This is a genomic window from Pirellulales bacterium, assembly GCA_035939775.1.
In the GTDB taxonomy this organism is placed as follows: Bacteria; Planctomycetota; Planctomycetia; order Pirellulales; family DATAWG01; genus DASZFO01.
Map to the genome: position 1 here is coordinate 1 of DASZFO010000222.1, position 12,682 is coordinate 12,682.

Genomic DNA, 12,682 nt, shown 5'->3' on the forward strand with positions numbered 1-12,682 from the left:
CCACGAAGCGCCGGCCGTATTCACGCTTTATGTCCTGATCGGCGCGGTGATCATCAAGGAAGTGATGTTTCGGCTGTTGCACCGCACCGGCCAATCGATCGGCAGCGAGGCGGTGAAGGTGACCGCCTGGCACCATCGGGCCGACGCGATCACCTCGGGCGCCGCGTTCATAGGCATTTCAGTCGCTTTGATCGGCGGCCCCGGCTACGAGCAAGCCGACGGCTGGGCGGCGCTCGTGGCCTGCGTCGTGATCGCCTACAACGGCGTGCGCCTGTTCCGCGGAGCGCTCGATGAGATGATGGACAAAGCTCCGCCGCCTGAGATCGAGGCCCGCATTCGCGAAATCGCCCGAGGAATCCCCGATGTGGCGGCGATCGAGAAATGCCGCGTCCGACGTAGCGGCCTCTCGCTGTTCGTCGAGATCCACGTCGAAGTGGATGGCAGCCTCACCGTCCGCCGCGGCCACGAGATTGCCCACGACGTGAAGCAAGCCCTGCTGGAGGCCCAACTCTCGATTATCGACGTGACGGTGCACATCGAACCGGCTGGCGGATGAAGTGCCGAAGGTCAGAGTTCGGAGGTCGGAGGTCAGCGGTTGCAGTTCGCAGATCGTGCGTTAGCCGGTTCGCTTGCGAACCGAAGTGCGTGACGGTCGTTCATCCCGCCGCAAGCGACGGGGCTAACGACCGCGAACCAATTCCTCCGACCTCTGTCCTCCGATCTCCGGCTTCCTTCTTGTCGCTGGCTTGCGACGACAATTCCAGCCCGCTATCCTATCCGTTGTTCACTTCCTATCGCTAAGGAGAAGGCCATGAACGACATCGGCGTGGCAGTCGTCGGGGCGGGATTCATCGGGCCGGTTCACGTGGAGGCCTTGCGCCGGCTGGGGCTTCCCATCCGCGGCATCCTGGGCTGCGACGATGCCGAATCGCAGCGCGCCAAACAGTCGCTCGGCCTGCCGAAGGCCTACGCCAGCCTCGACGAGGTGCTGGAGGATACGACCGTGCAGTCGGTCCATCTCGCCGTGCCCAACGTGCTGCATTATGAATTCGCCAAGCGGGCCATCACCGCGGGCAAGCACGTGCTGTGCGAAAAGCCGCTCGCAATGACTTCAGAGCAATCCGGTGAATTAGTCGAATTGGCCAAGGGGAAGCGATTGGCGGCGGCAGTCTGCTACAACGTGCGCTTCTATCCGTTGAATTTGGAAGCCCGCGACCGAATCGCGCGCGGCGAAGTGGGCCAGATCTTCGCAGTCAACGGCAGCTACACGCAAGACTGGCTTTTCTACGACACGGACTACAACTGGCGCGTGTTGGCGGATCAAGGCGGCGCGCTGCGGGCCGTGGCGGACATCGGCACGCACTGGATGGACCTCATCACGTCCGTAACCGGATTGGAAGTCGAATCCGTGATGGCCGATCTGAACACCGTGCATCCCATCCGCAAACGACCGAAGGGAGAAGTCGAAACCTACAGCGGCAAATTGGCGACCGAGCGGCCAACCGAGCCAGTCGCGATCAATACCGAAGACTACGGCTGCGTGCTATTCCGCTTCAAAGGCGGGGCGCGCGGCAGCCTGTGGGTCTCGCAGGTGACCGCCGGGCGCAAGAACTGCATTCGCTACGAGATTGCCGGATCGAAGACCGCCCTGGCCTGGAATAGCGAATCGCCCAACGAGCTGTGGATCGGCCACCGCAACCAAGCCAATGAAAGCCTGATTCGCGATCCATCGCTGGTCGGGCAGCTTGCCCGCGGCTATCTCAATTATCCGGGCGGGCACAACGAGGGCTTTCCCGACGCTTTCAAGCAATGCTTCCGCTCATTTTACAACTACATCGCGGCGGGCGACTTCGCGGCCGAACCGCTCTATCCGACCTTCGCTCAAGGCCACAAGGAAGTGCTGCTCTGCGAAGCGATCTTGAAGAGCCATCAGAAGCAAGCGTGGGTCCGGGTGTAGGCCCAAGTTGACGGCAGCTTGGTAAGATGTTATCTTACAATTATGAAAACGTCGCTATCGTCGAAAGGACAAATCGTGTTGCCCGCCGACTTGCGGCAGCAAGATGCACTTGTGGCCGGTCAACAGTTCGAGATCGAACGAATTCAGGCGGGCGAGTACCGACTCAAGGCGATTCCAGGGACTGGGGAGCTAGGGATCGTCGAGTGGCTACTTTCGTGTCCAGTCAAGGGCTGGTTTCAACCCATGCCTTCCGAATCGACGGCGGATTTGTGAAGGCGGATGTCAATCAAACAAACCGGCATGAATGTTTCTCGTCGACGTCAATGTTCTCAGTGAGGCCACCAAGCCGAGGCCCAGCCAATTGGCTCTCGACTGGCTCGATCGCAACCGTTCGGAGTTGTCTGTAAATCCGATCATTCTCGGCGAGTTGGAATATGGGATTCTTCGCCTGCCGGTAAGTCACAATCGGACAAAATTGCTCGACTGGTTCACTGCCGGCCTCACCCGATTGTCCACGTGGCCGATCGACCGGGAAACCGGTCACGTCTGGGCAGGTCTCCTGGCCCGGCTCGTCCGTAAAGGTCGTGCAATGCCGGTCAAGGACAGCTTGATCGCAGCGACGGCGCTCCAACATCAACTCACGGTGGCCACGCGCAACACGCGAGATTACAAGCACGCCGGTGTACGGCTGGTGAACCCGTTTAATTCTTGACGACCGGCATCACTCGAGCCTCAAATCCAGCGGGAGTCTTTCACCGCCGTTGATGGTGAACAGCGCAAGCAGGGTTTTTTTGCTGGTGGATTGCGGGATGAATTTGACGCCGCCGTCGGCCATCGCGGCCAGGAAGCCGCCGTCGCGCTCGCCGAACAGGCCGGCCGACGGATCGCGTTCATCGATCGCCAGATCGTCCGGCTTGGTCCACTGTACGGCCCGATCCGGCGCCGCCTCGACGACGAGAATCGTTTGCGAAAGACCGTCGGTGAAATCGGCAGGCTTCCGCCCTTGCTCGCCGAAGAACGCGAACTTCCTGCCGACCGGCACGAGCATCATCGTGCGATTGAATTCCCCGACCGGTTTTCCGAACGGCGAGCGATAGACCGCCGGCATGCGCGGCAACAAGCGCTTGTTGGACTGGCTATCCCAAGGCTGATCTAGGCGGAATTGCTTATAGAGATTCTGCTGGCCCAGAGATGGCAGGATCGCCACGCGCCAGCTCAAGAGCGGTTTGCCTTGCGAATCGCAAATCGCTGCCGGCGGAAACTGACCTTCCGCGTCGGCATAGGAGCGCATCGCGAGTGCGATCTTCTTGAGATTATTTTCCGCCGGCCCGCGCTTGAACTCCTCGCCGGACTTTGGCCGGAGATTTGCCGGGTTTCTGAGCGGATTGTTGTCGCCCGGATTCGGCGAATTGTTGCTTGCGAACGGCGTAGTGCCGTTGCCAGGAAACAGTGGAATCTTGGATGGCGGCCCATTCGGCTGCTGCGGGACGGGGCTGAAGGCTTTCGCGCCCGAAGCACTTGTGTCTGGCGCGGCCGGGCCGCGAGCAAAGGATCCGCCCACTCCCTTGAACGAATCGACCAACGATAGGATCGTGTCGATTTCAATCGTCACGCTGGCGCGAATCGTGGGGCCCGAGTTCGATAGCTCGAGCGAATCAAGGATCTTGGCCGCGTCGGGAGGCATTTTGGCAGAGTTCATTTTCGCGGCGGCTAGCATCCCGTCGCCCATTTTCTTCATCTGCTCGGCCGTGGCCGCGTCCTTGAAGATCGCAATGCCCCTAAGCCGGATGTCGTCGCCGATGTCCGCTTGCAATCCGCCGCCGCGAATCGCGTCCGGCCCAAAGGGCATCGCGCTCAGGTTGGCCCCGACCGGTCCGGCGGCTCTGGCCAGGTTTTTCAGCGAGCCGGCCATCGCCAGCGACTTCGAGAAATCGACCTCGTTCATCGCGGCTGTCAATTCGTCGGAGAGCCTGGCGGGACCGTCGCGTTCGAGGACCTCGCGCAGCGCAGTCTCTTCGCCGACGGCCACTGTCCGATCATCGATCCGGCAGAACGCCATGCGATTGCTGATGTTCATTTCGTACCGGCCCACCGATTTCTTGACCCTTTGATTCGCGTCGGCAAAATCCTGGTCTGTCACGATGCGATTGAAATGAACGACGCCCGCCCCCTGGCCCGTTTGCGCGCGAGCGCCGATCGTCATTCGGCCGACATCCTCGGGCTTGAACTTGGAATCCTTGGGGATACTGCGATTCAGTGCAGTGAGCATGTCCGCGGCTCGGGCCTTGATCTTTTGCCCCGCGCCGCTGGAAATGATCCCTTTGATATCGGCCGAGAGCACGAAATCGGAATCATTGGGCACAAAACGGAGATCGCTTCCCGCTCCGCCTTTCGGCCCGAGAACCATCCAAGCACCGATCCCGCCGCCGGCGAGAAACAGCAGGATTGCAAGAGCGATCATCGGAACGCCCAGGCCCGTCGACGGCCCGCCGGCACGCTCGATCACCGGCGGTGCGATGGACTTGCCGATCCGCGAGTCGAAGGAGCCTTCTGCTTGCATCTCGATCGACGGTGGTCGAGGCGGCCCTCTCCAAGCCGGCGCCGGCGCGGATTGAGCTGGCTCCGGCATGGGACGATGTTCCGCGACAACTTCCGCAACGAACAGCGGTGGCGCAGCGACGGCCGCCGCCGGAACATCGACCGGCGCATTACACTTCGGGCAAGGCACCCGCCGCCCAGCAAACTGTTCTGGAGCCGATAACTTCTGCCCACAGCTAATGCACGTTACGGTGATGTTCATGGTCTACTTCCTCGCCCTCTTATGCCGTAGCGGCAGCCAGGCGCCGTTCTCGCGGCTGCTGGCCACCGATTGCTCGATGAAGTACATCCCTTCGACGCCGTCGTTGACGTTTGGATAGACCGTATCGACTGTGGCGAACTTTTGACCCGCGGCCCTGGCGGCCATGGCGTCGAAAGCTGCCCGATACACATTGGCAAACGCTTCGAAAAAGGCCTCTGGATGGCCGCATGGTAGACGGCAAGCGCCTTTGCCCGCCTCATTAATATAGGGCGCAAGTGGGTCTCGAGTGTAAATCGCGTGGGGCTGGCCATTGCGGCGAACCACCATTTTGTTCGGCTCCTCTTGATGCCACACGAGCGAGCCTTTCGTGCCGTCGATCTCGATGAATAGATCGTTCTCCCGGCCATGACTGATTTGCGAAGCGGTGACGGTCCCCAGTCCGCCGTTCTCGAAGCGAATCACGGCCGTGCCGTAATCGTCGAGCTTCCGGCCCGGCTCGAAAATCTTGAGATGGCAGCTTATCGAATCGGGCATCAGGCCGGTCATATAGCGGGCTAGGTTGTAGGCGTGCGTGGCAATATCGCCGAAGCACCCGGCGGCGCCGCTCCGCGCGGGATCCGTTCGCCAGCCGGCCTGCTTCTCGATGCCGGCGATTAGCGGCTTGCGGAGCCAGCCCTGAATATAGAACGACCGCACGGCGTTGATCTCGCCAAACTCTCCCCCAAGGATCATCTGGCGGGCTTGCCGCACAAGCGGATAGCCGGTGTAGTTGTGCGAGACGGCAAACACGACGCCGGAGCGGTCGACGATTTCGGCAAGCTGCTCGGCTTGCGCCAGATCGAACGTGATTGGCTTGTCGCAGACGACGTTGAAGCCCGCCTCGACGGCCGCCTTAGCGATCTCGAAGTGCGTGTTGTTCGGTGTCGTGATCGAGATGAAATCGACGCGCTGGTCGGCTGGCAGGGCCTTTTCCTTTTCGACCAATTCGCGATAGGAGCCATAGGCTCGCGCGGGCGGCACATCATAATCGGCCGCGGAGGCCTTGGAGCGCTGCGGATCGCTGGAAAAGGCGCCGGCCAAGAGAGCGGCCCGATTGTCGAGCACCGCGGCCGTGGCATGCACTCGGCCGATGAACGAGCCTTGGCCGCCGCCGATCAAGGCCATCCGCAGCTTGCGATTGAGAGTTCCGTTGGTGGGCATTTTTGGGGACTGGGGGCTAGGGGCTGGGGACTGGGAAGGCGGCGGCCGCGTCGCGGTCGCGTCATTCGAGGCCCGAGCCCCGAATCCCGATCCCCGCTTCAGTTCTCCCCATTTTTATGAAATGCCGCGACGTTCGCCAGTCGCGGGAAGAAAAATTGAGTTCCGCCCCGAACAAGTTGGCGGAAAGTTTGGCCATTCACCGCAATTCGTCCCGCGCGTCCGCCTTCCGGCGGTCGTACTTCGGTTCGCAAGCGAACCGGCCAACGAACGATCTTCCTTTTACCGACCGCCGGCTGGCCACTGCCGACTTCTGCCCCGTTCCGCGCTGGCGAGCGGTTCGGCAAACGGGTATGATGCCCGATGACGGGGGAAGCGGAAATCGCCGGCGGCAAGGAACACGTTGCTGGGATTTAACCATTTATGGAGCAGACGAACATGACCAAGTTGTTTCGGCGCACGCGCGCGGTTTGGCTGATGGCCGGAGTTCTTGCGGCCGCGATGGTCGGCGGGATGTTGTCGGGAGTGGTCTTGCATTGGTTCAGCCCTGCGGGCGACGACCGCCCTCTGGCGGATGGTTTTTTCAAGGCGATCAACGCGCACGCCTCCGCCACCAATTCGCAAGAATCGCTGATCCTCGCCACCGGCGAGGTGGACACAGCGATCGAAGCAGTCTACACGCTCGACCCGCTAACCGGCGAGCTGCGTGGGGCCGTGCTCAATCCGGCCAAGGGAGGATTCGCCGGCCGATTCAGTTATCCGAACCTAGCCAAGGATTTTGAAGGTGTGAAGAACCCGAAGTTCTTGATGGTTACCGGCGTCGCCGAAATGCGGCAAGGCTATCGCGGCGGCAAATTTGCGAGGAGCGCGGTCTACGTGGCCGAAGTCACCAGCGGCAAGGTTGTTGCCTATGGCGTCCCCTGGGACCCGACCAAAGCGGCTTCCCCGCAAGGCTACGTGGGGACCCTTATTCCACTCGGCGCATTCACGGCCCGCGACACCTCGATCCGGCAGTAAAATCGTTTAACCCGGAGCCAACGGCGACGGTGGCAGGTAAGTGGCCGTCGCCGTTGGCTCCGGGTTAAACAATGCGAGACCTATAGACGACATGTTGCAACAAACTGCGAAATCGGCGATCGTCCGGCTCAACGGTCAGCCGCGCGAAATAACGACCGGCACATCGGTCGCCGCGCTCTTGACTGAGCTGAGGCTGGCAGCCAATCAGGTGGCCGTCGAAGTGAATCTCGATTTGGTCCCGCGAGCGATCCATGGCGAGCATTTACTAGCGGACGGCGATCGTGTGGAAATCGTCACCCTCGTCGGCGGCGGATGAAACGTCCGACTCCCTCTCCCTCTGGGAGAGGGCTGGGGTGAGAGGCATTGTCAATCGACACTAAAACGCACCGCTGGTGGTTAGCCCATGAACCACGTGGCCATGATCGACATCTCCGCCGAGGACAAGCTGCGCGTCGGCAGCCACGATTTGAGCAGCCGCTTGATCGTCGGCACGGGCAAGTATGCCAGCTATGAGTTGATGGGCAGGGCGCTTGAACTTTCAGGCACCGATTGCATCACCGTCGCCGTCCGCCGCGAGCGATTGATCGACTCCGCGGGCAACAATCTACTCGATTTCATCGATAGCCGCCGCTACACGCTCCTGCCCAACACGGCCGGCTGCTTTACCGCGGACGACGCGATTCGCGTGGCGCGGCTGGGTCGCGAGATTCTCCAGGGCCTCGAAAATCCCGGCGCCGATTGGGTCAAGCTCGAAGTGCTGGCCGACAAGAAGACGCTCTTGCCCGATCCGGTCGCGACGCTCGAAGCCACCGAGCGGCTGGTCGGCGAGGGCTTTCAAGTGCTCTGCTACACGAGCGACGATCCGATCATCGCACGGCGGCTGAAGGAGGCCGGCGCGACGAGCGTCATGCCGGCCGGCAGCCCGATCGGCTCGGGACAAGGCATCCTCAATCCCAATAATATCCGCATCTGTCTGGAGTATCTCAAGGAAGGGGATCCCGATTATCCGGTCATCGTCGATGCGGGCGTTGGCACGGCGAGCGACGTGACCATCGCTATGGAATTGGGCGTCGACGGCGTGCTCTTGAACACCGGCATCGCCCACGCCGCCAATCCGCTCGGCATGGCCCAAGCGATGAAGGCCGCGATGCTCGCCGGCCGGTTGGCCTATCTCTCCGGCCGAATCCCCAAGAAGCTCTACGCCACCGCCAGCAGTCCGGAGGCCGGAAGAATTGAGGCCAGCGGCCGGGGACCAGAGGCCCGGGAAGCGGTACGTCCGAAATGACGCTGCGACGGCAGTCGCTTGGGGCCGAATTTGCGGTTCTTGTCGGCGATGATCGTGCAGCACCGTGGCCCGATCGCCTCTTCCGCAACGTTGACTTTCGGCAGCCGTAACGTAGATAAACTACGACGGACATCGCCATTTCTCCCCAGTGGCAAGTGAGCCGCCGCGCAACGTTGGAGTTCGGGCTTTAGCCTGCCCGGAGCAGCCTGAAAGCTGAACACCGACCGACCGACTTCCGACCTCCGACTTCCGACCTCCTGCATCGCGAGCGAGGCGGATGGCAATCACGACTGGGTGACTTCAATGAAAAAAGGCTCGCTCCTCCTGGTAGACGACGATCGGCACGTCCTGGAATCGATGGCCGAGTGGCTGCGCGAACAGGGATATCGGGTCGATGCAGCCGCCGACCGTGCCGCTGCCATCGCTGCGCTGGGCCGAAAAGCGTTCGACCTGGTACTGGCCGATATCCGACTGCCCGACGGTGACGGCTTCGATGTGCTGGCCCATTGTCGCGAGCACTATCCGCGCACGTCGGTCATCCTGCTCACCGGTTACGGCACGGTCGAGGCGGCCGTCGAGGCCATCCGCGCAGGGGCCTTCGATTTCCTCACCAAACCGCTGATCGATGAAGAGCTGGAGATGGCGATCCAGCGGGCCCTCAATCAGCGCGAGGTGCTCGAAGAGAACAAGAACCTCAAGGCCCAGCTCGATCTGCGATTCGGCATGGAGAACATCATCGGCCACGATCATCGGATGCTGCGCATCTTCGACATGATCGACAGCATCGCCGACACCAAGGCCACCGTGCTCATCACCGGCGAAAGCGGCACCGGCAAATCGCTCGTCGCTCGCGCCATCCATCGCCGCAGCTCGCGCCGCAACAAGGCGTTCGTCGAGATCGCCTGCGGGGCGTTGCCCGAGACGCTGTTGGAAAGTGAACTGTTCGGTCACGTCGCCGGGGCCTTCACCGGCGCGGCGGGAGATAAGCTCGGCAAGTTCATGCAGGCCGACGGCGGCACGATCTTTCTCGACGAGATCAGCACTGCCAGCCCAGGGATGCAAGTGAAACTGCTGCGGGTAGTGCAGGAGATGGAGTTCGAGCAGGTGGGCGGGAACAAGACATTTCGCGTGGATAGCCGCGTGATCCTCGCCACGAACGAAGACCTTGCACAAGCCGTGGCCGCCGGCCGCTTCCGGCAGGACCTCTATTATCGCGTGAACGTGATCAACATCGAGCTGCCGAGCCTCCGCGATCGGATCGCCGACATCCCGCTCTTGGCCAAGCACTTCTTCGAGCAGATCCGCGAGGAATCGGGCAAGAAGATGCACGGGATCAGCGACGACGCGATCGTCGCCCTGCAGCGGCATCGCTGGCCGGGAAACGTGCGCGAGCTGCAAAACGTCGTCGAGCGGGCCGTGCTGTTGGGCAAGAGCGACAAGGTCGGCGTCGAAGACCTGCCGCTGAACCTCGCCGCCGCGGCCCCGATCTCGGCCTCCGCCGCCGCCGGACGCTCACTGAAGCAAGCTCTCGAAGCCCCCGAGCGGCAGATCATCCTCGAAGTGCTCGAGAGCAACAACTGGAACCGCCACGCCACGGCCGAAACCCTGGGGATCAACCGCACCACGCTCTACAAGAAGATGAAGCGCCTCGGTCTGGAAGATGGGCACGGGGATGCGACAACCCGCCGCGTTATATCAGGCCTCGGCCCCGCGCCGAGCGGCGCAATCTAGCGCATCCCAGTGTACTCCCCACGCCCCGTCGTGAGGAAGCGGAATCACAGCGCGGCGCGATGACGACACTCGCGCGCTCAGAGCTATCCGTCTTCCTCCGCAGACACTATAATGGCCGTTGAGGAAATTCTATGACGAGCCGACGCTACACGGTATTCTTAGAAGCACAATCGGATGGCGGATATCACGCCGCATGGCCGGCCCTGCCAGGTTGCCACTCGGAAGGCGACACGCTCGACGAAGCGACCGCCAACATTCGCGAGGCGATCGAGGTCTACGTCGAAAGCATGTTCGCTCACAACGAAGCGCCACCTATCGAAGACGTGGTTTGACGGTTGACGAGTTTGTGGCGCGCCTTTGAACTCAGCGTCCGCGGTGCGCCGATTGAACGGACTGAAGCATCTCGAGGAATCGCCCGCAATCTCGGAAATCGGGTAAGATGAATTGCGCGCCGTGCGCTCTTAGTTTCCGCGAATGATCTCCGTTTGCGACCGCAATGAAGGGGATGCCGAGCCGCCGGCTTGCTTGCAAGTCCCACAAGCCGTCCCCGACATAGATGACCGATTCAAATTCCTCTCTTCCGCAACGTTCGAGCGCACGTGCATGAGCGATCGACATGATCTGTTCGCGCTGCGTCGAATCGTCGGCCGAGGAAAATGCAATTGTTTCAACGTTGAAGCCGGCCATGCGAAGTTTGAGTTGCGCCGATCGCGCCCATCCCCCTGTGGCCAAAGCGACGGCCAGATCGTCTCTCGCCGACAGCGCTGAGAGCATGCTCAAAGCGCCGGGGATTGGCGAGCACGAAATCCGATTCGCGCAAAGAGCCTGATGCAGCAGCTCTACGAATCGATCCCGGATCCGCTCCACGTCGCCACGAATCGGCATGCGGCCAAAGTGCGACACAATGATCTCCGTGGCGATGCCGGAGTCCGTTACGTGTTGATACCGCGACCAGTCGCGATCGATCTGCGGCAGGTTCAGCACTTCCGCTACCGCCTGAGCATAGCAATCCGCGTCGACATCGTCGGATTGCGTCAGCGTGCCATCGATATCGAACATGACGAGATGCATAGCAAGTTGGCACAGGCTGCCTCTTGGTGTCCGCGTCTTCACGAACCGCACTGGACGCGGAGGGGGTTCGATAGCGTAGAATGTAAAAGAATCAATGGCCCAGGGTCTAGTTCGATGACGACGCGTGATTTCGAGCCACTGGCGGTCGCGGTGCCGCTCCGCGAGGAGCCGGAGGGAGTGTTTCGCGTTGGCAGGAGCCGTGTCCTCTTGGAACTGGTGCTCCGGGCGTTCAAGGCCGGCGCCACGCCCGAGGCCATCGTCCAGTCCTATCCGACGCCTGATTTGGTAGACGTCTACGCGGTCGCTAGCCGCTTTCTGGCGGCGCCTGCTCCGTTTGAAGATTATCTGCGCCATTGCGACGAAGCGGCGGAGGAGGTCCGGCGGAAGCTAGAAGAGGTTCAGGGTCCTCAGGGCAATCTGCGTGCGATCTTGTTAGCCCGCGCGAAAGTCATGGAGGACGAGCGTGCTCAGGCTGCTCAGTGATGAGAATTTCAATGGCGACATCCTGCGCGGCCACTTTCGCCGACGCCCTGAATTGAACGTCGCTCGCGTTCAAGACGTCGGACTCGGCGCGGCTCTTGACCCAGATGTCCTGGCAAAGGGCAGCCGTCGAAGGTCGCATTGTGCTCACGCATGACCGCAACACTTTGCCGAACTTCGCCTTCGAGCGAGTGCGGGCAGGACAGCCGATGGCTGGCGTGTTTGTTGTCAGCGATCTGATGCCTGTCGGCCAAGCCATCGACGAAATCAGGCTCGCAGTCGAGTGCATGACGCCGGATGAGTGCAAGAATCTAGTGACGTTCTTTCCGATGTAGTTGTCCGCACGCGCGAGCCAACGGCAAATTGTCTCGATATGGAGGTCGAGGAAGATCCCCTAAAATGAGAACGTGCGGCAGCGGCGGCGAGGCGTCGTCACGGCGGGGCGTGATGACTGCACTCTTCCTCCACCGCCGCTTGTAGTTCCTTGAACAATCGCGCCAAGTCTGCCGGCTGGTGGTGGGCGTTTAAGCCGCTGGGGTTCGGCAAGAGCCAGAGCGTTGCGCCGGCCAATCGTTCGGGCTGCCGGCCGAGAACGGCGCGCGGACGGCCGAATGCGGCGCGGTATGAAGTCAATCCGAGCAGGGCTACGAAACGCGGGCGATAACGCCGCACCTTGCGCTCCAGCCGCTTGGCCGCTTGCTGCAGCTCAGCCCGCGTTAGCTCATCGGCGGTCGCCGTTGCCCGGCCGACGATATTGGTGATTCCCAGGCGGTAGTCCAAGAGCCGGATTTCCTCGAACGGCGGTAGAACTCTCGGAGTGAATCCGCCCGCATGCATCGCCGGCCAAAAGCGATTGCCGGGACGGCCAAAATGATGCCCGATAGCCGCGGAGTACAGGCCCGGATTGATGCCGACGAAGAGCACCTGAAGTCCGTGGTCGATCACATCCCGAACGGTTCCCGCCCGCGCCGACTCAAGCTGGGCCCGCGTCGGCCGCCAGGGCTCTTCCGTTAGCTCGACTGGTTGTGTCTTTCCCATGGCCACGCATCGTATCAGCGCCAAGTAGGCCATTCCAATACGTTGGGGGCCACTCTAATTTGTGAGCGCGCTCATATTATCTCTTGACACGCGGCCGCTTCGGGTA

At 61.6% G+C, this 12,682-nt stretch carries 15 protein-coding genes; 11 read left to right on the forward strand and 4 right to left on the reverse strand.

Annotated features, from left to right (window positions below):
• The 4 genes from VGY55_13835 to VGY55_13850 all read left to right on the forward strand — a co-directional run.
• On the forward strand, positions 1 to 556 hold a 556-nt coding region (locus tag VGY55_13835; GenBank protein ID HEV2971049.1), incomplete at its 5' end, for a cation diffusion facilitator family transporter.
• A 255-nt stretch (positions 557 to 811) separates the two neighbouring features.
• Complete coding sequence (locus tag VGY55_13840) at positions 812 to 1,957, forward strand: Gfo/Idh/MocA family oxidoreductase (protein ID HEV2971050.1); 1,146 nt, start codon at positions 812 to 814, stop codon at positions 1,955 to 1,957.
• 42 nt (positions 1,958 to 1,999) lie between these two features.
• Positions 2,000 to 2,230 carry an AbrB/MazE/SpoVT family DNA-binding domain-containing protein gene (locus VGY55_13845; protein HEV2971051.1) on the forward strand — a complete coding sequence of 77 codons (231 nt, stop codon included), beginning with the start codon at positions 2,000 to 2,002 and terminating at the stop codon, positions 2,228 to 2,230.
• A gap of 31 nt (positions 2,231 to 2,261) precedes the next feature.
• Positions 2,262 to 2,669: a type II toxin-antitoxin system VapC family toxin gene (locus VGY55_13850; protein HEV2971052.1), complete on the forward strand. Its 408-nt coding sequence runs from the start codon at positions 2,262 to 2,264 to the stop codon at positions 2,667 to 2,669.
• Positions 2,670 to 2,678: 9 nt separating this feature from the next.
• On the opposite strand, the gene VGY55_13855 is transcribed toward VGY55_13850, so the two are convergent.
• Together VGY55_13855 and VGY55_13860 are read right to left on the reverse strand one after the other, a co-directional pair.
• A complete protein-coding gene (locus VGY55_13855; protein HEV2971053.1) occupies positions 2,679 to 4,517 on the reverse strand; it encodes a DUF1559 domain-containing protein in 1,839 nt (612 codons plus the stop codon).
• A 243-nt stretch (positions 4,518 to 4,760) separates the two neighbouring features.
• Positions 4,761 to 5,957, reverse strand: coding sequence for a Gfo/Idh/MocA family oxidoreductase (locus VGY55_13860; protein ID HEV2971054.1), 1,197 nt, complete (start codon positions 5,955 to 5,957; stop codon positions 4,761 to 4,763).
• Between the two features lie 435 nt (positions 5,958 to 6,392).
• Between VGY55_13860 and VGY55_13865 the strand changes: the two genes are divergently transcribed.
• From VGY55_13865 to VGY55_13885, 5 genes are all read left to right on the forward strand, one after another.
• A complete protein-coding gene (locus VGY55_13865) occupies positions 6,393 to 6,971 on the forward strand; it encodes a hypothetical protein (GenBank protein ID HEV2971055.1) in 579 nt (192 codons plus the stop codon).
• A 91-nt stretch (positions 6,972 to 7,062) separates the two neighbouring features.
• Positions 7,063 to 7,287: a sulfur carrier protein ThiS gene (gene thiS, locus VGY55_13870; GenBank protein ID HEV2971056.1), complete on the forward strand. Its 225-nt coding sequence runs from the start codon at positions 7,063 to 7,065 to the stop codon at positions 7,285 to 7,287.
• 87 nt (positions 7,288 to 7,374) lie between these two features.
• Positions 7,375 to 8,256 carry a thiazole synthase gene (locus tag VGY55_13875; protein ID HEV2971057.1) on the forward strand — a complete coding sequence of 294 codons (882 nt, stop codon included), beginning with the start codon at positions 7,375 to 7,377 and terminating at the stop codon, positions 8,254 to 8,256.
• 303 nt (positions 8,257 to 8,559) lie between these two features.
• Positions 8,560 to 9,987 carry a sigma-54 dependent transcriptional regulator gene (locus VGY55_13880; GenBank protein ID HEV2971058.1) on the forward strand — a complete coding sequence of 476 codons (1,428 nt, stop codon included), beginning with the start codon at positions 8,560 to 8,562 and terminating at the stop codon, positions 9,985 to 9,987.
• A gap of 131 nt (positions 9,988 to 10,118) precedes the next feature.
• Positions 10,119 to 10,319: a type II toxin-antitoxin system HicB family antitoxin gene (locus VGY55_13885; protein HEV2971059.1), complete on the forward strand. Its 201-nt coding sequence runs from the start codon at positions 10,119 to 10,121 to the stop codon at positions 10,317 to 10,319.
• A 31-nt stretch (positions 10,320 to 10,350) separates the two neighbouring features.
• On the opposite strand, the gene VGY55_13890 is transcribed toward VGY55_13885, so the two are convergent.
• Positions 10,351 to 11,046, reverse strand: coding sequence for an HAD family hydrolase (locus tag VGY55_13890; protein ID HEV2971060.1), 696 nt, complete (start codon positions 11,044 to 11,046; stop codon positions 10,351 to 10,353).
• 126 nt (positions 11,047 to 11,172) lie between these two features.
• Between VGY55_13890 and VGY55_13895 the strand changes: the two genes are divergently transcribed.
• Both VGY55_13895 and VGY55_13900 read left to right on the forward strand, forming a co-directional pair.
• Positions 11,173 to 11,541, forward strand: coding sequence for a hypothetical protein (locus VGY55_13895; GenBank protein ID HEV2971061.1), 369 nt, complete (start codon positions 11,173 to 11,175; stop codon positions 11,539 to 11,541).
• Between the two features lie 104 nt (positions 11,542 to 11,645).
• Entirely contained in the window at positions 11,646 to 11,873 is a 228-nt protein-coding gene (locus tag VGY55_13900; GenBank protein ID HEV2971062.1) for a hypothetical protein, read from the forward strand.
• A 97-nt stretch (positions 11,874 to 11,970) separates the two neighbouring features.
• Here VGY55_13900 and mug read toward each other — a convergent pair whose 3' ends face one another.
• On the reverse strand, positions 11,971 to 12,576 hold the full coding sequence (gene mug, locus VGY55_13905) for a G/U mismatch-specific DNA glycosylase (GenBank protein ID HEV2971063.1): 606 nt from the start codon (positions 12,574 to 12,576) through the stop codon (positions 11,971 to 11,973).
• Between the last annotated feature and the right edge of the window lie 106 nt (positions 12,577 to 12,682).